At 72.3% G+C, this 24,084-nt stretch carries 19 protein-coding genes and 1 pseudogene; 6 read left to right on the top strand and 14 right to left on the bottom strand.

The window, feature by feature from the left end:
* The first annotated feature begins 545 nt into the window (after window positions 1–545).
* Window positions 546–1,430 carry a hypothetical protein gene (locus tag P3T29_RS25190; RefSeq protein ID WP_280718932.1) on the top strand — a complete coding sequence of 295 codons (885 nt, stop codon included), beginning with the start codon at window positions 546–548 and terminating at the stop codon, window positions 1,428–1,430.
* Between the two features lie 216 nt (window positions 1,431–1,646).
* On the top strand, window positions 1,647–2,273 hold the full coding sequence (locus P3T29_RS25185) for a hypothetical protein (protein ID WP_280718935.1): 627 nt from the start codon (window positions 1,647–1,649) through the stop codon (window positions 2,271–2,273).
* 120 nt (window positions 2,274–2,393) lie between these two features.
* Here P3T29_RS25185 and der read toward each other — a convergent pair whose 3' ends face one another.
* From der to P3T29_RS25160, 5 genes are all read right to left on the bottom strand, one after another.
* Window positions 2,394–3,845: a ribosome biogenesis GTPase Der gene (der, locus tag P3T29_RS25180; RefSeq protein ID WP_280718901.1), complete on the bottom strand. Its 1,452-nt coding sequence runs from the start codon at window positions 3,843–3,845 to the stop codon at window positions 2,394–2,396.
* 159 nt (window positions 3,846–4,004) lie between these two features.
* The gene (gene cmk / locus P3T29_RS25175; protein ID WP_280718900.1) at window positions 4,005–4,718 is read right to left on the bottom strand and encodes a (d)CMP kinase; all 714 of its coding nucleotides are present in this window, start codon (window positions 4,716–4,718) and stop codon (window positions 4,005–4,007) included.
* Window positions 4,719–4,911: 193 nt separating this feature from the next.
* On the bottom strand, window positions 4,912–5,556 hold the full coding sequence (locus P3T29_RS25170; RefSeq protein WP_280718899.1) for an MBL fold metallo-hydrolase: 645 nt from the start codon (window positions 5,554–5,556) through the stop codon (window positions 4,912–4,914).
* Window positions 5,556–6,641: an S-(hydroxymethyl)mycothiol dehydrogenase gene (locus P3T29_RS25165; RefSeq protein ID WP_280718898.1), complete on the bottom strand. Its 1,086-nt coding sequence runs from the start codon at window positions 6,639–6,641 to the stop codon at window positions 5,556–5,558. Before P3T29_RS25165 ends, P3T29_RS25170 begins: the two co-directional genes overlap by 1 nt.
* Window positions 6,642–6,795: 154 nt before the next feature.
* Entirely contained in the window at window positions 6,796–7,881 is a 1,086-nt protein-coding gene (locus P3T29_RS25160) for a prephenate dehydrogenase (protein WP_280718897.1), read from the bottom strand.
* Between the two features lie 157 nt (window positions 7,882–8,038).
* Between P3T29_RS25160 and P3T29_RS32750 the strand changes: the two are divergent.
* From P3T29_RS32750 to P3T29_RS25145, 4 genes and pseudogenes are all read left to right on the top strand, one after another.
* Window positions 8,039–8,917: pseudogene (locus tag P3T29_RS32750) on the top strand (DUF4139 domain-containing protein); the annotation flags it as partial.
* A complete protein-coding gene (locus P3T29_RS32745; protein ID WP_348532863.1) occupies window positions 8,806–10,062 on the top strand; it encodes a DUF4139 domain-containing protein in 1,257 nt (418 codons plus the stop codon). The pseudogene P3T29_RS32750 and the gene P3T29_RS32745, both read left to right, overlap by 112 nt.
* A gap of 4 nt (window positions 10,063–10,066) precedes the next feature.
* A complete protein-coding gene (locus tag P3T29_RS25150; protein ID WP_280718896.1) occupies window positions 10,067–11,629 on the top strand; it encodes a mucoidy inhibitor MuiA family protein in 1,563 nt (520 codons plus the stop codon).
* A 25-nt stretch (window positions 11,630–11,654) separates the two neighbouring features.
* A complete protein-coding gene (locus tag P3T29_RS25145) occupies window positions 11,655–12,017 on the top strand; it encodes a DUF952 domain-containing protein (RefSeq protein ID WP_280718895.1) in 363 nt (120 codons plus the stop codon).
* Between the two features lie 119 nt (window positions 12,018–12,136).
* Here P3T29_RS25145 and P3T29_RS25140 read toward each other — a convergent pair whose 3' ends face one another.
* From P3T29_RS25140 to ald, 9 genes are all read right to left on the bottom strand, one after another.
* Complete coding sequence (locus P3T29_RS25140) at window positions 12,137–13,705, bottom strand: hypothetical protein (RefSeq protein WP_280718894.1); 1,569 nt, start codon at window positions 13,703–13,705, stop codon at window positions 12,137–12,139.
* Window positions 13,702–15,795, bottom strand: a complete 2,094-nt coding sequence (locus tag P3T29_RS25135; RefSeq protein ID WP_280718893.1) for a hypothetical protein — start codon at window positions 15,793–15,795, stop codon at window positions 13,702–13,704. The genes P3T29_RS25140 and P3T29_RS25135 overlap by 4 nt, the downstream gene beginning before the upstream one ends.
* A gap of 265 nt (window positions 15,796–16,060) precedes the next feature.
* Window positions 16,061–17,041, bottom strand: coding sequence for a transcriptional regulator (locus P3T29_RS25130; RefSeq protein WP_280718892.1), 981 nt, complete (start codon window positions 17,039–17,041; stop codon window positions 16,061–16,063).
* Window positions 17,042–17,241: 200 nt separating this feature from the next.
* Window positions 17,242–18,768, bottom strand: a complete 1,527-nt coding sequence (locus P3T29_RS25125; RefSeq protein ID WP_280718891.1) for a pseudouridine synthase — start codon at window positions 18,766–18,768, stop codon at window positions 17,242–17,244.
* A gap of 66 nt (window positions 18,769–18,834) precedes the next feature.
* Window positions 18,835–19,500, bottom strand: coding sequence for an SMC-Scp complex subunit ScpB (gene scpB, locus P3T29_RS25120; protein WP_280718931.1), 666 nt, complete (start codon window positions 19,498–19,500; stop codon window positions 18,835–18,837).
* Between the two features lie 86 nt (window positions 19,501–19,586).
* The gene (locus P3T29_RS25115) at window positions 19,587–20,477 is read right to left on the bottom strand and encodes a segregation/condensation protein A (protein WP_280718890.1); all 891 of its coding nucleotides are present in this window, start codon (window positions 20,475–20,477) and stop codon (window positions 19,587–19,589) included.
* A gap of 184 nt (window positions 20,478–20,661) precedes the next feature.
* A complete protein-coding gene (locus P3T29_RS25110) occupies window positions 20,662–21,183 on the bottom strand; it encodes a hypothetical protein (protein WP_280718889.1) in 522 nt (173 codons plus the stop codon).
* On the bottom strand, window positions 21,180–22,346 hold the full coding sequence (locus P3T29_RS25105; RefSeq protein WP_280718888.1) for a ParA family protein: 1,167 nt from the start codon (window positions 22,344–22,346) through the stop codon (window positions 21,180–21,182). Before P3T29_RS25105 ends, P3T29_RS25110 begins: the two co-directional genes overlap by 4 nt.
* A 446-nt stretch (window positions 22,347–22,792) precedes the next feature.
* Window positions 22,793–23,908 (bottom strand): alanine dehydrogenase, encoded by a 1,116-nt coding sequence (ald, locus tag P3T29_RS25100; RefSeq protein ID WP_280718887.1) that lies wholly within the window; start codon window positions 23,906–23,908, stop codon window positions 22,793–22,795.
* Window positions 23,909–24,084: the final 176 nt, after the last annotated feature.

The raw sequence follows: 24,084 nt of genomic DNA, 5'->3' as shown, positions 1-24,084 counted from the left end.
TCGACAATCCCGAGCGGGCATGCGGAACCAGACCCCAGGGGCCTTGATTTCGCTCACCTCGTCCGCAAGGCGGCCGTGCACGTGTCCGACGTGCCGCGCCGCCCCGGTCACCGTCCCGCGCACCGTCCGCCCCGGAGGGCGTGGGCTGCGGGGGTGAACCCGGGTAGTGCTCGTTGCACTGGTTACGAAGCTACGAGTCGCCCGGGCGTGGGCCAAACAGTTTCGGGTCGTCCCAGCTCAGGGCGGTGTTACCGGCAGTAAAGATCAAGCAAACAGTGGCCGGATGTCCGATTTGCACCCTATTTCCATGATCGAACCCTGGCCAAACCTTCTGCGGTTATGACCTGGGTCATATTTTGGACCCCGTGACCTCGGACACAGCGTCGACAGATCGTGACCAATCGTCCACACCGCGTTGTCAGATTTACGGCAATTCCTGACTTGGCCGAGCCCACCCGTGACCCCAGACACAACGGCCCGTTGGTAGTGGCGGCCGGGCGCGCCCCTGCCACCCCCTGACGACCCGAGGAGTACCCGTGCCGCGCATGCTCGATGTGAGCGACGAGGTCCGCGCCGAGATCGGCGATGACGAGGCCGACCGCCTGCTGGCCGGCGCCCACGCGCCCGACACCTACGACTGCACGTCCTGTCGAACGAACGGCGACTCCACCCAGGAGGCCACCAGCACCGTGCTGTTCGTCGGCGAGGAGACAGCCGTACTCGCGTTCGCCCATGCCCGCTGCATCCCCTCCCAGGTGGTGCCCGTCGCGGAGGAGCAGTTGCTCGGCGCGGTCCGCAGCATCAGCCAGGCCCAGGGCACCGCCCCGGCGCCGATGCCAACACCGGCACCGGCACCGGCACCGGCACCGGCCCAGGCGCCCGCCCAAGTACCGGCTGTCGCACCGGCCGCCGACCCCGTACCCCCCGCCGGCCCGGCCCCGATCGTGCCCAGCGCCGGCGCGCCGGCCATTCTCGGGATCACCTGCGGGCTGGTGCTGCGGGGCGACACCGGGCACGCCGCCCTGGTGGTCGAACCGACCGGCCCGGTGGGACGGCCTGGCGACCTCTCCGGCCAGGACCAGTTCCTCTCCCTCCTCACCGAGCACGGCTTCCAGCACGTCACCGGCGTCGACCAGCCACCGGCCCAGATGCCCGGTTGGTCGGTCCTGATGGCCATGGGCCAGCTGCACGCGATCCTGCACCCCACCGCCACCGGCGGCAGCGCCGCCTGGTGGCAGGCACACCAGCCGCTCCAGGTGACCGACACCTGGCGGTCCGCCGCAGGCCGGCAGAACGCCGTGACGGTGTACGCGGCACCGGCCGGCACCATCGGACGCCAGCCCCGGGAGGACCTGCTCCGCCAGGCGCTCGACCGGGCGGCGGCCCAGGGCCTGCTGGTGGCGGCCTCCTTCCCGCTCGCGGGCACCTGAGCGGGCCGGGCCGGCTCAGGTGCCCGGCCTCAGGGCGTCCGTCCTCCGGGAGGCCGGGACGGCTGCCACCGCGCCTGACTCCGGGACCTCGACCAGGTCTCGGCCCCATCCCGGTCACGGTGTCAGGCGTCGGGTGTCAGGCGTCGGACCGGTCGCGGCACAGGCCGCTCTGCCCCGGGCCCGCATCCCCCGGCTTTCTCGCTCGTTGGCTCCTACGTGTACAGCTACGACGTCGCCGCAGCCCACCGCCAGCCCACCAGCAGCCGTTCGATCCCGGGCATGCGCCCGTCGTACGACGCGGAGCACCCGTCCCCGGCCACGCCGATCTACGACGCGCTGTACTCGGAGTACCGGCGGCTCTTCCGCGCCCTGCCGGGCGACCGCTCCGGCGAGGAGGACATGCGCTTCACGGGCTTCGCCATCCGCGACCCGTACCCGTCCCGTGAGCTGTACCCATCGCGTGAGCTGTACCCGGCCAGGACGACGGAACCGGTCGGCTACCCGCAGCAGCAGGCGTTCCACACCTACCCGGGGCACGCCCAGGGGACGCCGCAGTTCATGCCCGCCCAGCAGCAGTTCCAGAGCGGCCAGACCCAGTCCGGCCACAGCCAGTCCAGCCATGCCCAATCCGGCCACAGCCAGAACGGAAACGCCCAGTCCGGCCAGGACCAGAGCAACCAGTTCTCCGGCGGGCAGGGCTGGATCGCGACGGGCTACCTGACCCCGCCTCCCCCGGCCGCCCCCCAGGCCACCGCAGCGACTGCGGCGGTCGGCGGGGTCGGCGGGCGGCACCGCATCAGCATGCTCTCGCTGCCGCCCGGCCGGGTGCCGGGCCAGGGCTGAGCGCGAAGTCGTAACGGATATGAAGTCGTAACGGATATACAGAGAGGAGGCCGGGCACCCTTTCGGGCGCCCGGCCTCCTCTCTGACTACCTCGGCTCGAACGCGCGAGCCGCCTCTCGACTACTTCTTACGGCTGCGCTTCTCGCGCACCCGCACCGAGATCGAGATCGGCGTGCCGACGAAGCCGAACTCCTCGCGCAGACGGCGCTCGACGTAGCGGCGGTAGCCCGCCTCCAGGAAGCCGGAGGCGAACAGGACGAAGCGCGGCGGACGCACGCCCGCCTGGGTGCCGAACAGGATGCGGGGCTGCTTGCCACCTCGGACGGGGTGCGGGTGGGAGGCCACCAGCTCGCCGAGGAAGGCGTTGAGGCGGGCGGTGGAGATGCGGGTCTCCCAGCCGGCCAGCGCGGTCTCGATCGCCGGGACGAGCTTCTCCATGTGGCGGCCGGTCAGCGCGGAGACGTTGACCCGGGGCGCCCACTGGACCTGGACGAGATCCTGCTCGATCTCGCGCTCCAGGTAGTAGCGGCGCTCCTCGTCCATCTGGTCCCACTTGTTGTACGCGATCACCACGGCGCGGCCGGACTCGACGGCCATCGAGATGATGCGGGTGTCCTGCTCGGCCAGCGGCTCGCTGGAGTCGACCAGGATGACCGCGACCTCGGCCTTGTCCAGCGCCGAGGAGGTGCGCAGCGAGGCGTAGAAGTCGGCGCCGGAGGTCAGGTGGACCCGGCGGCGGATACCGGCGGTGTCGATGAACTTCCAGGTCTTGCCGCCCAGTTGGATCAGCTCGTCGACCGGGTCACGGGTGGTGCCGGCCAGCTCGTTGACGACCACGCGGTTCTCGCCGGCCACCTTGTTGAGCAGGCTGGACTTGCCGACGTTGGGCCGGCCGATCAGCGCGACCCGGCGCGGGCCGCCCTCGACGACGCCGAAGGTCTGCGGCGGGGCGTCGGGCAGCGCGTCCATGACGGCGTCGAGCAGGTCGCCCGAGCCACGGCCGTGCAGGGCGGAGACGGCGTACGGCTCGCCGAGGCCGAGCGACCACAGCATCGCGGCGTCGGCCTCGGCGGCCGGGCCGTCGACCTTGTTGGCGCAGAGCACGACGGGCTTGCCGGCCCGGCGGATGAGCTTGATCAGTGCCTCGTCGGTGTCGGTCGCGCCGACGTTGGCGTCCACCACGAAGAGCACCGCGTCGGCGTTGTCGATGCCGACCTCGGCCTGCGCGGCGACGGCGGCGTCGAGGCCGAGCACGTCGATCTCCCAGCCGCCGGTGTCCACCAGCTTGAACCGGCGGCCGTTCCAGGTCGCCTCGTACGAGACGCGGTCACGGGTGACGCCGGGCTTGTCCTCGACGACCGCCTCGCGACGGCCGATGATGCGGTTGACCAGGGTCGACTTGCCGACGTTGGGGCGGCCGACGACGGCGAGCACGGGCAGCGGGCCGTGGTTGCCGTCGAGCCCGTCGAGGTCCTCGGGGTCGAAGCCCTCCTCGGCGGCCAGTGCCATGAACTCCGCGTACTCGGCGGCGTCCAGCTCGCCGTGCGAGGCGGCGGCGGTCTCGTTGCTCATCTTCGTTCTTCCATTTCCCGGCGCGGCCCTTCCCAGGGACGTGCCGTGCGTACCTGCCCTCGAGGGGCAGCGCGGTGCGGACCGCCCTGTCAGCGGGCGACGCAAAGTATGTGTGTGTGCACAGGCTGGTCGGACCGTGTGCTCCGGTCAGACCGTGATTCAGACCGTGGTGAAGCGGGCCTTCTCCTCCACCAGGCCGGCGATCCGGTCGATCACCTGCTCCAGCGTGAGTTCGCTGGTGTCGACCAGCACGGCGTCGGCCGCCTGGGCGAGCGGCGCGGTCTCCCGGGAGGAGTCGGCGGCGTCGCGGCGGGCCAGGTCGGCTGCCATCGCGGTGATGGTCGCCGCGTCCACGCCCTTGGCGCGCAGCTCGGCGGCGCGGCGCTCGGAACGGGCGGCCTCGGAAGCCGTGAGGAACACCTTCACGGTCGCGGTCGGGAAGACCACACTGCCCATGTCCCGGCCCTCGGCGACGATGCCGCGCTCGGCGACCTCCGCGCAGCCCCGCTGCAGCTCCACCAGCCGCGCCCGCACCTGCGGAACCGCAGACACGGCGCTGACCTGCGAGGTCACCTCGGGACCACGGATCGGCCCGGACACGTCCTGGCCGTCCACCGTGATGGTCGGGCCGGCCGCGTCCGTACCGGAGACGATCACCGGCTTCCCGCACGCGACGGCCACCGCCTCGGCGTCGTCGACGTCGACGTCGTTCGCCAGCATCCACCAGGTCATCGCCCGGTACATCGCGCCGGTGTCCAGAAAGCTGAGCCCGAGCCGGGCGGCCACGGCCCGGGAGACCGTCGACTTTCCGGAGCCGGAAGGCCCGTCGATGGCGACGACGACCGGGTCACAAGCTCGGTCGGCAGTGTCCACGGGGCGAACCTCTCTCTGTCTCGGAAGCCGTCTCCGAAACCCGGGCGACTACAACAAGGTTAGACGACCGGCGCCAACCCTCCGCCCGGCCCGATTTCCAGGGCACTCCGCGACGATGCGGCCCGCTCCCCTGCGCGAACAGGGGAGCGGGAACCAGTCGCGTACCGGTGCGTGAACTCAGTGCCCGCGGGCGTCAGTGCCCGCGAGCGATCCAGTCGTCCACGTGGGAGGCTTCTTCGCCGATGGTGGTGGTGGCGCCGTGGCCGGGGTGCACGGTCGTCTCGGGGGGCAGGGTGAGCAGGCGCTCCTGGATCGAGGCGACGATGGTCGGGAAGTCCGAGAAGGACCTCCTGGTGGCTCCGGGGCCGTCCTTGAAGAGGGTGTCGCCGGTGAAGACGGCGTCCAGCGCGGGCACGTAGATGCTGACGCCGCCGGGGCTGTGGCCCGGGGTGTGGCGGACGTGCAGGTAGATCCCGCCGACGGTGATGCGCTGGCCGTCCCGCAGGTCCTCGTCGGGGTGGTCGCTCGGGTGGGTCTGCTTCCAGAGCGGCAGGTCGTCGGGGTGCAGCAGGATCGGCGCGCCGGTCAGTGCGGCCAGCTCGGGGGCGGCGCCGATGTGGTCGTCGTGCGCGTGGGTGCAGATGATCGCCCGCAGTTCGCGGTCGCCGAGGGCCGTCGCGACGGCCCGGGCGTCGTGCGCCGGGTCGATGACCACGGCGTCGCGGTCGTTGGCGATGATCCAGACGTTGTTCTCGACCTCCCAGGTGCCGCCGTCCAGCGAGAAGGTGCCGGAGGTGGTGAGGAGTTCGATCTCGGGCTCGGGGGGCATCTGACGCATCAGAGCATCACCACCGAACGCAGCACGTCGCCGCCGTGCATCCGGGCGAAGGCTTCCTCGACCTGGTCGAGTGCGATGGTCTCGGAGACGAAAGCGTCCAAGTCGAGCCGTCCTTGCAAATAGAGGTCGATCAGCAGCGGGAAGTCCCGCGAGGGCAGACAGTCGCCGTACCAGGAGGACTTCAGCGCGCCACCGCGTCCGAAGACGTCGAGCAGCGGGAGCTCAAGAGTCATCTCCGGCGTCGGCACACCGACCAGGACGACAGTACCCGCCAGGTCACGCGCGTAGAACGCCTGCTTGTACGTCTCGGGGCGGCCGACCGCCTCGATGACCACGTCCGCGCCGTTGCCGTCCGTCAGCGCACGGATCTCCTCGACGGCGTCGCCGGTGGCCGAGTTGACGGTGTGGGTGGCGCCCAGGCGCAGCGCGGTGGCGAGCTTGCGGTCGTCGATGTCCACCGCGATGATCTTCGCCGCACCGGCCAGCCGGGCACCCATCACGGCGGCGTTGCCGACCCCGCCGCAGCCGATCACCGCGACGCTGTCCCCCCGGCCCACCCCGCCGGTGTTGACGGCGGCACCGAGGCCGGCCATCACCCCGCAGCCGAGCAGACCGGCGGCGGCGGGCGACGCGGCCGGGTCCACCTTGGTGCACTGGCCGGCGGCGACCAGGGTCTTGTCGGCGAAGGCGCCGATGCCCAGCGCGGGCGAGAGCGGGGTGCCGTCGAGCAGGGTCATCGGCTGCTTCGCGTTGTGGGTGGCGAAGCAGTACTGCGGCCGCCCGCGCCGACAGGAGCGGCACTGCCCGCAGACCGCGCGCCAGTTCAGGATCACGAAGTCGCCGGGCGCCACCTCCGTCACGCCCGCGCCGACGCTCTCCACCACACCGGCGGCCTCGTGCCCGAGCAGGAACGGGAAGTCGTCGTTGATCCCGCCGTCCCGGTAGTGCAGATCGGTGTGGCAGACCCCGCAGGCCTGGACCTTGACCACGGCCTCCCCGGGCCCGGGATCGGGCACCACGATGGTCTCGACCCGTACGGGCTCGCCCTTGCCCCGGGCGATGACGCCCCTGACCTGCTGTGGCATGTGGCCTTGACCTTTCTTCGCGGAGCGTCCGCGCAAAACGTCCTCGCGAACGGCGGGACCGGACGGCCCCTCAGAAATTGTCTCCCGAGAGCGCGCCCGGAACCGGCACAACGGCATCAGCCACAGACGAGGGGCGGCCCGCACCCCCCCGGCGCTACTCGCGTACGCTCCAGCCGTGCTGGCCCAGCGCGCCGATGAGCCGCTGGACGGCGGCGGGGGCGACGGAGAGCTGGACGAAGCCGACCTGCTGGCCGGTGGAGTGCTCGATCGCCACGTCCTCGATGTTGACCCCGAGCGCGCCGACCTCGCCGAACAGCCGCCCCAGCTCGCCGGGCTGGTCGCCGAGCACGACGGAGACGGTCTCGTAGCGGGTCGGCGGGGCGCCGTGCTTGCCGGGGATCCGGGCCTGGCCGCTGTTGCCGCGCCGCAGCACGGCCTCGATGCCGGCCGCGCCCGTGCGGCGCTCGCCCTCGTCGGCGGCCTCCAGCGCGCGCAGCGCGGTGACGGTGTCGCCGAGGTCGGCGGCGAGTTCCTCCAGGATGTCGGCGACCACCCCGGCGTTGGCGGAGAGGATGTCGACCCACATCGCGGGGTTGGAACCGGCGATCCGGGTGACGTCGCGGACCCCCTGGCCGGCCAGCCGGACGGCCGTCTCGTCCGCGTGCTCCAGCCGCGCCGCGACCAGCGAGGAGAACAGCTGCGGGGCGTGCGAGACCAGCGCGACGGCGCGGTCGTGGGCGGTGGCGTCCATCACTATCGGTACGGCACCGCACAGCGCGACCATCTCGAGGGCCGCGTTGAGCGTCTCGGTGTCGGTGTCCTCGGTCGGGGTCAGCACCCAGGGCCGGCCCTCGAAGAGGTCGGCGCGGGCCGCCAGCGGGCCGGTGCGCTCACGGCCCGCCATCGGGTGGCTGCCGATGTAGTGGACGGTGTCGCAGCCGAGCGCGGTCACGTCGGCGCGCGGGCCGGTCTTCACGCTGGCAACGTCGGTGTACCAGCGGGCCAGCCCGCGCCGCTGGCAGTCCGCGAGCACCTTCCCGACCAGCGCGGGCGGCACCGCGACGATCGCCAGATCGACCGGGCCGTCGGCCGGTTCGGTGGTGCCCGCGCCCAGCGAGGCCGCCGTCCGGGCGGCGTCCGGGTCGGCGTCCTCCAGGTGGACGGTCAGTCCGCGCCCGGCGAGGGCGAGCGCGAGGGAGGTGCCGATCAGTCCGGTGCCGACGACGGCGACAGTGCGCATGGCGTTTCACGTCTCCTGGAACGGGTGAGCTGCTGCTCCGCTCATCCTCCCTCACCCGGGCCTCGACCCGGGACGAGCCCGCGACGCGCGGTACAAATCCTCACCGCCGGGGGCGTCCCGGGGGCAGACTGGGCGCCCTGGGCCGGGGAGCGATGGAATGGGGTACGGCGGGGTGGCTGCTGAAACAGGGCAAGGCTGGGAGTCGGTGCTCGACTCGGTGGTGGTCTACGCGACCGGGGCGCTCTGCCGCCGACGGGCGCGGGTGACGGTCCCGCCGGACGGGCGGGTGCGGCTGACGGGGCTGCCCCGGGCGCTCGACCCGGGTTCGCTGCGGGCGTCCGTGGTCGGCGGTGACGGGCGGCGGGTCACCGAGGCGCGGTTGGCGGAGGACGCCGAACTGCGCGGGCCCGACGGACTGCCCGAGCTGCGCCGCCTCGCCGAACAGGCCCGCGACGCGCTGGACGCCGCCGAGGCCCGCCACACCCTGCAGCTGGGCCGGATCGACGAGGTCGCGGCGCTGCGCCCGGTCCCGCCGCCGCCCGGCCCCGACGAGCCGCACCGCCGCACCCCGGCCGACGCCTGGCTGGACCTCGCCGACTTCGTCGACGAACGCCTGACCGCCCTGCACGCCCGCGCCGCCCGGCTCGCGGACGAGCTCCGCCAGGCCGAACACGCCCTCGCCGTCGCCCAGGAGCGCCTGGACCGGGCCTCCAGCGCCGGTCCCTCCCGCCCGGTGGAGACCAGCGCGACGGCCATCCTGACCCTCAGCGGCGCCGGCGAGGACGAGGACGAGCTCGAACTCGAAGTCGAGTACGGCGTCCCGGGCGCGGTCTGGGTGCCCACCTACCGGCTGAGCCACCGGCAGGGCGCCGGTGACGGCACCCTGGTGCTGTGCGCGTCGGTGGCCCAGCGCACCGGCGAGGACTGGACGGGCGTACGCCTCGCGCTCTCCACCGCCGACCTGCGGCGGCGTACCGACCTCCCGCAGCTGCGCTCGATCCGGATCGGCCGGCGCCAGCCCGCCCCGGCGCCGTCCGGCTGGCGCGAAGCACCCGGCGGCCTGGACGACCTCTTCGCCGGGTACGACGCGGCGACCCCGTCCCCGCAGCCACCCCACGCCCAGGCGATGTCCTTCTCAACCGGAGCGGACGAGGGCGGAGCCCCCGTCGCGTACGGCGACGCGGCACCCGCGCCCGCCGGCCCACCGATGCCGATGCCGATGCCGATGCCGACGCGCACCCCGCACCTGCGGATGATGGCCCCGCAGAGCCCCGCCGCACCCCCGCCACCCGCCCCGGCGCCCGCCATGCGGCCGAGCCTGAACCCGAACCCGAACCCGAACCCACCGGCCCGCCGCACCCCGACGTCGGCTGGCTCGACTACGCCGCGCTCACCCTGCCCGGCCCCGACCAGGGCAGGACCCGCCGAGGCCGCCTGGTCCCGGGCGGCGGCAGCGCCGCTCCGGCCGCCGCCGGGTACCGGCACCGCGCGGAGGCCGTCGGCGCGCTCCCCCTCCCGCCGCACGCCGTCCGTCCGCGCCTCTCGGCCGGCTCGTTCGACCAGCGTTACGACCTCGCCGCCCGGGTGGACCTGCCGTCCGACGGCGGGTGGCACACCGTCACGGTCGGCGAGATCCCGGTGGGGCTGCGGAGCGAGTTCGTCTGCGTCCCGTCGGTCGAGGAGACGGTCTACGGCACGCTGGTGCTCACCAACGCTACCGACCGGGCGCTGCTGGCCGGGCCGGTCGAGGTCGGCGTGGACGGGCAGTTCCTGCTGACCGCCGCCCTGCCGACGCTCGCACCCGGTGGTACCCGGCGGGTCGGGCTGGGGGTGGCGGAGGGCATCCGGGTGGCCCGCCGCACCGAGCTGCGCGAGTCCACGGCGGGGATGCTGAACAGCACCACCGTCCTGGACCACCGCGTCCACGTCGAACTCGCCAACCGCCTCGGCCGTCCGGTCACCGTGGAGGTCCGCGAACGGGTACCGGTGAGCTCGGACACCGACATCCGGATCGAGGAACGTCCGGGCTGGCAGGAGGCCGAACCGTCGGACGACCTCCCGCCGAGCACCCGCCGTTGGCGAGTCGAGCTGCCCGCCCACGGCGCCGTCGAACTGGACGGCGGGTACGAGATCCGCATCCCGGCCGGCAAGACCCTGCACGGCGGAAACCGGAGGAACTGAACCGATGACCACCCTGCCCACCACCATCACGGCTCTCCCCGTCACCGCTGTCACCTGCCTGGAGGACCGCAGCCTCGTCGAACGCACCGCCGCCCTCGAACTGACCGCAGGCGTCCAGCGGTTGCGCCTCGGCCCGATCACCGCCCTCGCGGTCGACCGCTCGCTGCGCACCAGCCTGGAGGACTCCCCGGACGCCGGGGTGCTGGACGCCCGGATCGTCCGCTCCTGGACGCCCCGCCCCCCGCTCCCACCCACCGCCGAGGACTCCGAACTCCGGCGGCACGTCCACACCTTGGAACAGGAACAGCTCACCGAGGACGCCCACCGCCGGCGTCTGGAGGCCCGGCTGACCCTGCTCGGCCGGCTCGCCGCCGACCTGCTGCGCGAGATCGGCGAGGGCGCCGGGCGTGGCGAGGTCGAACGCTCCCGCTGGTCCAGGGAGTTGGACCGGGTGGACGCCGAACGCGAGTCGTACGGCGAGCAGTTGCGCAGCGTACGGGCCCGACTACGGGCACTGGACGAGGAGTTGTCCGAGGCCCGGCAGGCGCTGGAACGGGCCGAGGAGGAGCCCGCCGAGCTGGTCGCGTACGTCGAGCTGACCGTCGAGGCCCGGGCAGCCGGCCCGGCGGAGCTGACCGTCACGCACCTCACCCCGTGCGCTCTCTGGCGCCCGGCCTACCGGGCGACGCTCACCGAGGGCACCCTCCGGCTGGAGACCGAGGCCGTGGTCTGGCAGCACACCGGCGAGGACTGGTCGGGCGTCCGGCTGACGCTCTCCACCGCCAGGTCCGCCCTGGCCGGCGAGCCGCCGCGCCTGGTCGAGGACGTGCTGACCCTGCGGGAGCGCACCGCCGAGGAGCGCCGCACGGTCGAGGTCGAACTGCGCGAGGAGGAGATCAGCTCCACCGGCCCGGCGGCGGACGGCCTGCCGGGCGTGGACGACGGCGGCGAGGTCCGCGTGCTGACGGCGCCCGCACCGGCCTCGGTCCCCGGCGACGGCCGCCCGCACCGCTTACCGCTGACCGCCTTCGGCACGCCCGCGACCAGCGAGTACGCCTGCGCCCCCGAGCTCTCGCCGCTGGTCACCCGGGTGGTGCGGTTCCAGAACGGCGCGGGGCACGCACTACTGGCCGGGCCGGTGGACCTGGTCCTCGGCAGCGGCTTCACCGGGCGCGGCGAGCTGGCGTTCACCGCGCCGGGCGCGCCCGCCGAACTCTCGTTCGGCAGTACGGACGGCTACCGGGTGGTCCGCGAGACGGAGGAGAGCCGGAGCAACTCCGGGCTCTCCCAGCGGACCACCGTCACCCGGACGGTCCGGCTGCACCTGTCCCGCTTCTCCGGCCCGCAGGAGCACGACGAGCAGCTGATCACCCTCCGCGAACGGATCCCGGTCTCCGAGGTCTCGGCGGTCGAGGTACGGCTGCGCAAGGAGTCCTGCTCCCCGGCCCCGGACGCACTGGACGCCGAGGGCATCGCCCGCTGGGACCTCACGCTGCCGCCGGGCGGCCGCCGGACCGTCACGCTGGTGTACGAGGTCTCGGCGACGGCCAAGGTAGCCGGGATCTGACCGGAAAGCAGGTAAAAAGGGACACATGATCTACCACCTCGCACCCCTGGACGACTGGCTGCACGATCCCGGACGGCCGTACACCGCCGCCTCCCTGCTCACCGACGGGTTCATCCACTGCTCGGCCGACGAGCAGACCGCCCTGGCGGTGGCCAACGCCTTCTTCCGGAACGCCCCGGGCCCGCTGATGGCCCTGCTGATCGAGGAGAGCCTGGTCGAGCCGATGGTGAAGTGGGAGGCCCCGAACGGCGCCCCGCCACCCGGAGCCACGCCCGACATCCTGTTCCCGCACATCTACGGCCGCCTCAACCGCAGCGCGGTGGTCGGTCTGGAGAAGCTGGAACGCGGCCCGGACGGCCTCTGGGCCACCCTGCTCCCCTGGAGTTAGCACCGGCCACCCGAGGCCCACGGCCTTCGACCTCGGGCTTTGGGCCTTGGGGCCTTGGGGCCTTGGGGCCTGGGGGCCTGGGGGCCTGGGGGCCTGGGGGTCTCGGACCTTGGGGCCGGTCACTTGTCCGGCGTGCACTCCTGATTGGGCGGGCTCCCCTCCGGCCAGGCCAGGCCGTCGAACTTGATGCTCTTGTCCTGCGGGTCCAGCTCGACCACCGCCACGGCCTTGTCGTACGGGTTGCCGTAGTTGTCCAGGCAGATCCAGCCGCTGGTGCCCTCGACCTTGCTGGCGCTGCGCAACCTGAGCCACATGTTGGACACCTCTCGCAGGCTGGGCATCGGGTCGGTCTGTGAGGCGCTGTTGTGGACCGCGGTGATCGCGGTCCACACGGAGTCGTGCGCGACCATCGTCCGGGAGCCCTTGAAGTCGACCGCGCCGATCTGCCCGACGTCACTCGGTGCGTCCTTGCCGGTCAGAGCCTCCAGCTGCTTGACCGCATCCGGCGAGCTGCCCGGGCTGCCCGGGCCGCCCTTGGGGTCGCCGTCCCACATGTGCTGGTTCGCCACCGCCGCGTACTGCAGCGTGATGCCGCTGCCTCGGTTCAGCGCGCTCCAGTCGAAATCCGGGTCCGAGGCCAGGGTGTCGGCGGCGTCGGCGGTGATCACGGTGTACTTCGTCGTGCTGCAGCCCCGGTGGCCGAGCTCGTCGACGAACTGTCGCAACTGCGTGTACCGACCGGCGAAGTAGATCGTTCTGGCGCTCGAGGCGCAGATGTTCGGCACCAGCCGTTGGAAGTCGTTGGAGAGGTTTCCGGTCGAGTGGATGTCGTCCGGGGAGCGGAACTGCTCGGGCGGGTGGGACGAGTAGCCCTCGAAGGCCGTCCTGAGGCTCTTGATGTAGTTGTCGTCCTGGCGGAGGTCCTCCACGACCAGGGTCTGGTCCGGCGTAACGCCCTTGTTGAGCTTGTTGTAGGAGAAGAGCGCGGCGGCCTCCTCGGTGTTGGTCGGCGCGATCCGGGCGAGTCCCGGATAGGTGTCGGGATGCTGCTTGCTGTCGGCGAGGTCGTCGGCGGTGATCGCGCCGCCGACCACCGGGATGTGCAGGTCCTTGGTGAGATGCAGAATGGTCTGCTGGGTGCTCGTCACGCTGGTGTCGAATCCCGCCACCGCCCGCAGGTTGTCGCGCGGCGACTTCGCCATCTTCTCCAGCTGGTCCGTAACCGGCCTCCACTGGGCGCCGCCCGCCCCCGGGTTGGCGAGCACCAGACGGATCGCCGGGGCCTTCGAGTTGTCCCGGTTCGCCTGGTACTGCGCGAGGTAGGCGCCCTGGACCTCCCGCAGGATCTTCTGCTGCTCGGCGTCGTCGGTCTCGGTCAGCGGCACCATCAGTGCGACGGTGGCGTGCGGCCGGCCCGCGATCCGGTCGTTCTCGGCCTTGATCCGGGCGGAGACCGGGGCAAGGCGTGGCAGGAAGCTGAAGCCGCCGTCGGTGACCCCGATGCACTCGTGTGCGGGACCGCGCTTCTCGACCCCCGGGCCACAGGACAGGTCCGGCCGCAGGGCCGACCAGCCCGACCAGCCACCCAGCGCGAGCAGCAGCAGGACCAGGCCGAGGACCAGCCCCTTGGTCAGCCTCCCCCACGCTCCCCAGGGAAGCCAACTACGGACTCTTGCAAGGATGTTCATGCGCCGAACCCTCCCGCTACCGGTAGCTCAGGGGCCTGGACACCCTCGCGCAGCCGCTTGGGCCAGTCGCGGTGCGCCCGCTGGAGCGTGTCGTTCTCCTCGACGTGCTCGTACAGCGTGTGAAGTGCCGACTCGACCCGCTCGATGTAGTCGTCCCGGGGGACGGCCAGCGGGTCGGACTGCCGCCACAGTGCCAGCACCAGTCGCTTGATCGCTTTGTGCACAGGTACGCCGACCGGATCGGCACAGGCCGTGCACCGAGCCAGATCCAGCGGTTGCGCGAGCGTGTCAAGGGCATGCTGGGGCAGGTCGGCGGCGGCGAGCGGCGCCGCGCAGACGATGTTCACCATGGTCAGCCAGTCACGGAGTCCGTCCCGGCCGAACCCCTGGTGCAGGAACCGCACGACCAGGTCCGATTCGCCGAGGGCGAGACTGTGGTGCAGGTACCGCGCCTCCCGCCCGTCCGACCGCGACTCGCTGTGCACGGGGTCGTAGCCGGAGCGGAGCCGCCGCTGCGCCTGGTCCCAGCGCTCGTCCGAGAGGTCGGCGCGCAGCTGCCGCAGCAGCAGGGTGCGCAGCGCCCGGTCGGCGACGAAGGGCGCCGTGCCGCCCGTGCCCGGCCAGGCCCGGAGGTTCCAGCGCGTCTCGTCCAGGTGCTCCCTGACCTCGCGGACCCGCGCGAACGCGTTCTCCTCGGCATGGAAGGAGCCCCAGAGCCGACGGGCGGCCGCGTCGTCGAGCGCGGCCGAGAGGAGGGGTAACCGACCCTGCAAGTGCGGTGCGGGGAGCAGCTGTTCGAGCAGCCGACCGGTCAGGACGCCACTCGATGTCGGCCCGAAGAGCGCGTGGAACTCCTCCATCCGCAGACTGTCCCCGGTGGCCGGCAGCCGCTTGGCGGCGTCCGCCAGCATGCGGGCGCTGCTCGGCCGCCCTCCACTGAGCCGCTCGATCAGCAGCGGGAGGTGCGGCGGGTAATCGAGCGGACTCAGCATCGCCATGATGTCGTCACGCTGGACCGGCGGCAGCCCCAGCCACAGCACACGCGGACCGCCCGCGTCGCCGGAGACCGGGCGGCCGGGCCAGGCCGACGACTCGACGTCGGCCAGCGCGGTGACGGCCTTGGGGTCGCCGAGCAGCCCGGCCACGATCACCGGCCGGGTGACCCGGCCGGCCGCGCGGGGCAGTTTCTGGTACGCCAGGAGCAGCAGGTCGAGAAAGCGCGCCCCCAGGGGGCCGTGCAGGTTGTCCAGCAGGATCAGCGGATGCGGCGTGTCGTTGAGGTTCCGTAGCCGGCCGTAGTTCTCGTCGATGTCGGCGAGCAGGGCGGCGATCAGCAGGGTCTCGGCCTTGCGTCGCCGGTCGCCCGGCCCGTTGCGGAAGTCGAGCACGAAGGAGTACAGCCGCTGCAGGCTGTCCCCGGTGGCCATCGACAGCTGTTCGCGCCACCAGTGCAGCGCTCCACGGTCGGGGCGGGGTGCGAGCAGCAGCTCGCGGGCGGTCTTGACGACGGCGCGGAACATCGGGTCCAGCCCGGCGGGCACCCCGACGGCGCCGCTCACTGCCGGGAGCAGGGCGTCCAGCCACTGTTCGAGGACTTCCTTGCGACGCTTCTGGTCGCCGTCGTCCGCCCTGAGGATCTCGAAGAGCCGGCGTTCCGCGTCCCGGAGATTCGCGGGACGGACCGGCGCCGGGCCTTCCTCGGCGGTGGCCCCGCCGGGCTGCCAGGCACTGACCACCAGCAGGCCGACGGAGAGCCGGCGGAACTTCAGCCCACGGTTGAACCTGTCGGCCTTCAGGCCGAGTTGGTCCGAGAGCAGGTAGAGAAGACTGGTGATCGGGGAGGAGTTAGGGGTGTCGTCCTCCGCCAGGTCGGCCAGCTCGCGCTGACCGAACCCGGCGGCCGCGAGATCGGCGCGGGCCAGCGGCAGCCGGTTGTGGTACCCCTCGTAGAGAGCGTCGAGCATGGCGCTCTTCCCGCTGCCCCGACCGCCGACCACCTGCACGATCGGTCCGCTGTCGCGGTCCTTGAAGGGGACGAGACGCCGGCGGGTGCGCTCCAACCCCACCAACTGCGGTACCAGCCCGTCCAACAAGGCACCTTGACCGTAGAGTCTCTCGCCCATTGCTCCCCCGAGCGCTGTGTGCCCTCGTTGGGCAGACGGTGTTGGAAGAATACGGGCGGGAAGCTCGAATACGACTCCTGTTTCCAAGATGTGATGGCTCGTCAGACTCCGTCTCGGCGCGAATGTCCGGCAACCGGCCCGGCACCGGACAAAGGCCCAGGTCACGGCGGCCGTGAGCGCGGCAACCGGTCACGGTTGGCCGGTCGGCAGCTGACCGGCCAAAGCCGACCGGTCAGAGCCAGCCGCGCTCGCGGGCCGCCATCCCGGCCTGGAAGCGGGTGGTGGCGCCGAGTTCGCGCATCAGGCTCTGCAGCCGCCGCTGGGTGGTCCGGGCGCTCCAGCCGAGCGAGCGGGCGATCGACTCGTCCGTCAGCCCGGCCGCCAGCAGCCCGAGCAGCTTGCGGTGGTCGGCCTCGGGCTCCAACTCGCCGTCGCCGTGGCCGATCGCGGTCTGCAGCGGCACCGCCCGCTCCCACTCGGCCTCGAACAGCCCGTCCAGGGCCTGCAACAGGGCGGACGGGTGGATCACGTACGCCGCGTCCAGCACGGCGTCGCCGACGCTGATCGGGATGATCGCCATCCGGTCGTCGGCCATCATGATCTTCGTTGGCAGGACGGGCCGGACCCGGGCCTCCTCGCCGTCCGCGACGCCGACCAGGATCTCCTTCTCCAGCCGGCCCGGCCAGGCCACGGCCTCCTTGTCGAAGACCGTACGGAACCGGACGCCGGCCCTGAGCCGCTGGCGCTGCCGGGGCAGGTTCGCCACCGGGTCCTGGATGTAGGGCGGGCAGTCGAAGCCCCGGACCTGGTACTCGGCGGTCTCGATCAGGTGCTCCAGCCGCTGGGCGATGGCCTCGCCGCCGGTCAGCACCTCCACCGAGTGCGCGGGGTCGGTGAAGCGGGAGGCCTCCCGGAAGGCGTCCATCAGGCGGTGCATCTCGGCGCGGGCGCTGCGGAGCTGGGCCTCCCGGTGGCCGATCAGGGTGCCGATGGCGACGTCGGGGGCGACGGCGAGGAAGCGCTCGCGGTCCACCGGCGCGCGGGTCGCCATGCCCTGCTGGGCCAGTCTGTCCAGAGCGGCGCGGCTCTGCTCGAGCGTCAGCCCGCACTGCTCGGCGAGCTCCTCGGCGGTGGACTGGGGCGCCACCACGAGAGCCGCGTACAGCCGGCCGTCCGGCCCACCCAGGCCGAGCACTCCGAATGAGTCGAGCACAACGCTCCTTCCCCCGCTGGCCACACCCCTGGTGGCGCAGTTCCGCCACCTGGCAGTCGGTCATCCATTGGCTATCTTCCGCCACCCGTCCACAGGCTGACAAGCCGGTGCGGCCAGGCTCACACCACTACCCCCGAACGGCAGGAGCCCTCCCCGCCGAACGGCGGGGAGGGCCTCCTCCTCAGTGCTTACAGACCGGCTTACAGACCGACCTCGTGCATCAGCTGACCGACCTCGGGGTTGGTCAGGCGGCGCAGCCAGCCCGACTTCTGGTCGCCCAGGGCGATCGGACCGAAGTGGGTACGGACCAGCTTCTCGACCGGGTAGCCCGCCTCGGCGAGCATCCGCCGGACGATGTGCTTGCGACCCTCGTGCAGGGTCACCTCGACCAGGTAGTTCTTGCCGACGTTCGAGAGCACCTTGAAGCTGTCGGCACGGGCGAAGCCGTCCTCCAGCTCGATGCCCTGCGCCAGGATCTTGCCCAGGTCACGCGGGATCGGGCCCTGGATGGCGGCCATGTACGTCTTGGTCACACCGTACTTGGGGTGGGTGAGACGGTGGGCCAGCTCGCCGTGGTTGGTGAGCAGGATGATGCCCTCGGTCTCGGTGTCCAGCCGGCCCACGTGGAACAGCCGGGTCTCCCGGTTGGTCACGTAGTCGCCCAGGCACTGACGGCCGTCCGGGTCCTCCATCGTGGAGACCACGCCGGCCGGCTTGTTGAGCGCGAAGAACAGGTACGACTGGGTGGCGACGGTCAGACCGTCCACCTTGATCTCGTCGTTCTGCGCGTCGACCCGCTTGCCCTGCTCGGTCACCAGCTTGCCGTTGACCATGACACGACCCTGCGAGACCAGCTCCTCACAGGCCCGACGGCTGCCCATACCGGCCCGCGCCAGCACCTTCTGCAGGCGCTCGCCCTCGGGCTCGCCGAAGGTCTTCGGCAGCACCACGGCCGGCTTGTCGTGGCGCGCCAGCACGGCGTCCTCGATCTTCCCCTGCAGCTCACGCGAACGCTGCGGCTGACGACGCGGGTCGCCCGGGGCACCCTGGCCGGGCTGACGCGGACGCGCCGGCCCCTTGGCCTGCGGGAGCGCCTTGCGCGCGCCGTAGTGGCCGCCGGAGCCGAACTCCGGACGGTCGTACTTCCGCTCCTCGGGCCTCAGCGGACGGTCCGGGTACTGCTTGTGCTCGTCCCTGCGGTCGTCACGGCGAGCACCGCCGCCGTACGAGCCACCGCTGGACGACCCGCCACGCGAACCGCCACCGTAGGAGCCGCCGCCGGAGGAGCCACCACGGGAACCGCCGCCGTACGAGCCACCGCTCGACGACCCGCCACGCGAGCCGCCGCCGTACGACCCACCGCCGGAGGAACCACCACGCGAGCCGCCACTGCCGCCGCCGTACGAGCCACCGCCGGAGGAGCCCCCACGGGAACCGCCACCGTAGGAGCCACCGCCACTGCCGCCGCTGTACGAGCCACCGCTCGACGACCCGCCACGGGAACCGCCACCGTAGGAGCCACCGCCACTGCCGCCACCGTACGACCCACCGCCGGAGGAGCCACCACGCGAGCCGCCGCCGTACGAGCCACCGCCCGACGACCCGCCGCGCGAGCCGCCGCTGCCGCCGCCGTACGAGCCACCGCCGCTGCGGCCCCCGCCCTGTCCGCCACGGCCCTGGCTGCCGCCGCCACCACTGCTGTTCCTACCGCTACCACTGCTACGCATCAAAGAAGTCCGTACGTCGTTTCCGTCTGGGGAGTGCAAGTCGTGCCGGCCGACCTCACCGCTCCCTTACCGATCAGGCAGAACCCGACCGGTCTCATCGCCGCCGTCCGCCGCACGTGCGGCGGCGACCGCATCCGCGATCATCGTGCCCTCGAGGGACTCCGCTTCCACGTCGTCGACCTCAGGCAGGAAGGGCGCCAGCTCTGGGAGTTCCTCCAGGCCGCGCAGCCCCATCCGTTCCAGGAAGTAGTTTGTCGTCCGATACAGGATCGCACCTGTTTCGGGCTCGGAGCCGGTCTCTTCCACCAGCCCTCGCTGTACCAGGGTACGCATCACGCCGTCACAGTTCACACCACGTACTGCTGAGACCCTGCTGCGCGACACCGGCTGCCGGTACGCGACGACCGCCAGGGTCTCCAGTGCGGCCTGGGTGAGACGGGCCTGCCGGCCGTCCAGGACGAAGCGGTCCACGGCCTCCGCGCACTCGGCCCGGGTGTAGAAGCGCCAGCCCCCGGCGACCAGCCGCAGGTCGAAGCCCCGGCCCTGGGCGGTGTACTCGGCGGCCAGTCCGCGCAGCGCCTCGGCGACCTCGGCGCGCGGCCGCTCCAGGACGGCGGCGAGGTGCGCCTCGCCCGCAGGCCCGTCGACGACCAGCAGGATCGCCTCCAACGCCGCCCGCAGCGGCACGCCGGGCTCGGGGTCCGCCTCCACCGGCCCGTCCGGGGCCTCCAGGGGCTCGTACGCGGGCTCCAGCCACTCGCTGGCCTTGGGGTGCCCGGGGACTCCCAGCGCGCGCCTGGGCGCCCTCTGCTGCTCGCTCACGCCGGCTCACGCTCCCCCGACGCCGATGCCACCGATGGCACCGATGCCTGCGGCGCCACCGGCGCCACCGGCCGGTCGAACTCGTCCGTCACCTCGATCGCGCGGTCCTCCTCGGCGATCCAGCGCACCAGCAGTTCGCCGAGCGCCTCCGGCTGCTCGAAGGCGAGCGCCCGCTCCCGGTACAGCTCCAGCAGGGCCAGGAAGCGGGCGACCACCACCAACTGGTCGTCGGTGTCGGCGACCAGCCGGGCGAAGCTGGCCTCACCGAGTGCGGTGAGCAGCTCGGCCACCAGGCCCGCCTGCTCGCGCACGCTCACCGCCGGGGCGTGGATGTGGTCGACGTAGACCAGCGGCTTCGGCCTGGGGGTCATCGCCCGGGCCGCGAGCCGGGCCAGCCCCTCGGGCCCGATGCCGAGCACGACCTCGGGCAGCAGCGCGGCGTGGTGCGGCTCCAGGCCGACCGTCCGGGGGCTGCGCAGCAGCTCGGCGGCCCAGCGGTCGGCCAGTACGGCCGCCGCCCGCTTGTACGCCCGGTACTGCAGCAGGCGGGCGAAGAGCAGGTCCCGGGCCTCCAGCAGCGCGAGGTCCGCCTCGTCCTCGACCTCGGCGGCGGGCAGCAGCCGGGCCGCCTTGAGGTCGAGCAGGGTGGCGGCGACCACCAGGAACTCGGTGGCGGCGTCGAGGTCCCAGTCCGGGCCCATCGCCCGGATGTGGGCGATGAACTCGTCGGTGACCCTGGCGAGCGCGACCTCGGTGACGTCCAGCTTGTGCTTGGCGATCAGGCCGAGCAGCAGGTCGAACGGGCCCTCGAAGTTGTCCAGCCGCACCTGGAAGGCACCGCGCTCGGCTGCGGTGGCGGTCGCTGGGGATTCCCGAGTGCTCGGCATGACGGTCCATCTTCGCGCACCGGACGTGCACGACGCGCCCCCGACCCGCGACACGCCAGAACCAGGCCCACCAGCGCCAGCCGCAGCCAGGGGCGCGGGGAACTGCGCGAAACCGGAAGACAACAGGCCCGCACCCTCGCGCGCTTTCGGTTGCCCGGCTGCCTACCTAGTCTGGCGGAGCGCCTCAGCGCCCCCGCAGCCGCCGTACCAGGATGCTGGCCTCGCCGCGCTGCTCCAGGTCCGCCAGCACGACGGCGATCGCCTCCCGGACGATCCGGCCCCGGTCCACGGCGAGCCCGTGCTCGCCGCGCAGGACCAGGCGGGCGTGCTCCAGGTCCATCAGTTCCTCGGCGGAGACGTAGACGGTGATCTTCTCGTCGTGCCGCTCGCGCCCGCTGGGGCGGCGGGGCGCCCGGCCCCGGGCGCGGGGCCGCCGGGCCGCCGCCTCGCCCTGCTGCTCGTCGGCCCCGCCGTGCTCGGCGCGGGCGGCCGGCACCCCGTGGGCGCCCGGGGCTACGGGGGCCTCGGGCTGGGCCCGGTCCGTGCCGCTGCCGGGCTCGGCCGCCCGGGCCGGGTCCACCGGACGGGCCTGCTCGGGCCCCCGGGCGGTCTCCGGTCTGGGCGCCTCGGCCGAACGCGCGAGGGACGGCGACAGCGCCATCCCGCCAGTGGTCCGGAACAGCTCGTCGGCCCCCGGGAGACTCACTCGGCGGGGCGGCACCGGTCGAGCACCTCCCTGGCGAGCTGACGGTAGGCGGCGGCACCGACCGAGTTGGTCGCGTACGTGGTGATCGGCTCGCCGGCGACGGTGGTCTCCGGGAAGCGGACGGTCCGTCCGATGACGGTGTGGAAGACGTGCTCACCGAAGGCCTCGACCACCCGGGCCAGCACCTCGCGACTGTGCACCGTGCGCGAGTCGTACATGGTCGCCAGGATGCCGTCGAGCCGCAGGTCGGGGTTGAGCCGCTCGCAGACCTTCTCGATGGTCTCGGTGAGCAGCGCGACCCCGCGCAGCGCGAAGAACTCGCACTCCAGCGGGACGATGACGCTGTGAGCCGCCGTCAGGGCATTGACCGTCAGCAGGCCCAGCGAGGGCTGGCAGTCGATGATGACGAAGTCGTAGTCCGGCAGCAGCGGCTTCAACGCCCGGGCCAGCGCCGACTCCCGGGCCACCTCGCTGACGAGCTGCACCTCGGCGGCCGACAGGTCGATGTTGGAGGGCAGCAGGTCCATCCCCGGCACGGCCGTCTTCAGCAGCACCTCATCGGCCGTCAGGCCCCGCTCCATGAGCAGGTTGTAGACGGTGACGTCCAGCTCCATCGGGTTGACCCCGAGGCCGACCGAGAGCGCGCCCTGCGGGTCGAAGTCGACGAGCAGTACCCGACGGCCGTACTCGGCGAGCGCGGCGCCCAGGTTGATGGTCGACGTGGTCTTGCCGACGCCGCCCTTCTGGTTGCACATCGCGATGATCTGCGCGGGACCGTGTTCGGCCAGCGGCGCGGGGATCGGGAAGTAGGGCAGCGCGCGGCCGGTCGGGCCGACGCGCTCACGTCGCTGACGGGCTGCGTCAGGGGCCAGGGTCGCGGCATACTCCGGATCTGGTTCGTACTCGGCGTCCGGGTCGTCGATCGAGCCGTACGCGAAGTCGCCGTAGGCCAGACCGTGTGACGGCAGGTCCGCGTCGTAGGCGGTGGCGGTCGTGCTGGGGGCGGCGTTCTGGCGAGCCTCGAAGGTACGGACCGCGACCGAGCCGACCTCTACCGAGCCCACCGTGGCCTGACGGGCCGCGTGCTCCTCGTTCGGCTTTCCGGCGGCGTGCTCCGCCAGTCCTGGCTGACCACCCCCGGGAGCAAATGTCGACTCATTCACAAGTCGTCTTACCTCCTTGGGCATCCAGGACTCTATGTCGATTCGTCAGCGTGGCAGCATGCCGACGGTTTGCGACTCTAGGCCGTCCTTGCCTTCCGCAGCAACACAATCCACGGTAGTCGGCAGGATGTGTCGGCTATCAGCCCGGTCACTGTCAAGGGATGGGCACCCCATTGACCCTAACGTTTCTACCGCGACCGAGCCCCCGAAACCCGCCATCGGGGACGGTCACCGTACCGGGCGGGTGACGTGATGCACATTAATTGACATCTCGACGCCACCAGCAGGCCACCCGCCCACCCGAGGATGGGTCACCCACCCGTCCACGGGCGAGTCACCACCCGCCTGCGGACGAGTGACCCACCCGCCTGCGGCCATGCCGAAGCCCCCGGCCCGCGAGGAGCGGGCCGGGGGCGGCGAGACCTGTGGTCCCGGCTGATCAGCCGTCAGGCGAGCACGCTGTCAAGGGAGACGGACTCCAGGCCGAAGGCCTCGGCGACGGCGCCGTAGGTGATCTGGCCCTCGTGCACGTTCAGGCCCTTGGCCAGCGCGGCGTCCCGGCGCAGCGCGTCCTTCCAGCCACGGTTGGCCAGCTCGACGATGTACGGCATCGTCGCGTTGGTCAGCGCGTAGGTGGAGGTGTTCGGGACGGCGCCCGGCATGTTCGCCACGCAGTAGAAGACCGAGTTGTGGACCATGAAGGTCGGCTCGGCGTGCGTGGTCGCACGGGAGTCCTCGAAGCAGCCGCCCTGGTCGATCGCGATGTCGACGAGCACGGAGCCCGGCTTCATCCGGGAGACCAGCTCGTTGGTGACGAGCTTCGGGGCCTTGGCGCCCGGGATCAGCACCGCGCCGATGACCAGGTCGGCCTGGAGCACCGCGTTCTCGAGCTCGTAGGCGTTGGAGGCGATCGCCTTGATCTTGTTGCCGAAGATCCGGTCGGCCTCGCGGAGCTTGTTGATGTCGCGGTCCAGCAGGGTCACGTCGTAGCCCATGCCGATCGCGATGGTGGCCGCGTGCCAGCCGGAGACGCCGCCGCCGATGACGACGCACTTCGCCGGGTGGGTGCCGGGCACGCCGCCGGGGAGGGTGCCACGGCCGCCGGCCGGACGCATCAGGTGGTACGAGCCGACCTGCGGGGCCAGCCGGCCCGCGACCTCGGACATCGGGGCGAGCAGCGGCAGGGCGCCGTTGGCGAGCTGCACGGTCTCGTACGCGATCGCGGTGGTGCCGGACGCGAGCAGCGCGTCGGTGCCGGCGCGGTCGGCCGCCAGGTGCAGGTAGGTGAAGAGGGTCTGGCCCTTGCGCAGGCGGCCGTACTCCTGCGCGATCGGCTCCTTGACCTTCAGCAGCAGGTCGGCGGTGGCCCAGACCTCGTCGGCGGTGGGGAGGATGGTGGCACCGGCGGCCACGTACTCCTCGTTGGGGATCGAGGAGCCGACACCGGCGTTGTCCTCGATGAAGACAGAGTGTCCGTTGCGGACCAGCTCATGCACGCCGGCGGGCGTGATGGCCACGCGGTACTCGTGGTTCTTGACCTCGCGGGGGATGCCGACCTTCATGACTGAACTCGTCCCTTTTGCCTGGGGTCCCGGCCGGGGAAGACCGGCGGGCGGCGCGCACGTGGGGGAGACCCCGGAGGCGCCGGGGCACAGTTCGCTGCGCGACTAAGTCCGAGTGTAATGAAGCCCAGCCGATCCGTCAGCCTTCCAAAGTGAATAAATCAGCTCGCCACATT

It is taken from the genome of Kitasatospora sp. MAP5-34 (genome assembly GCF_029894335.1).
Taxonomy (GTDB): Bacteria; Actinomycetota; Actinomycetes; order Streptomycetales; family Streptomycetaceae; genus Kitasatospora.
This window is presented reverse-complemented; position numbering and strand designations above follow the sequence as displayed.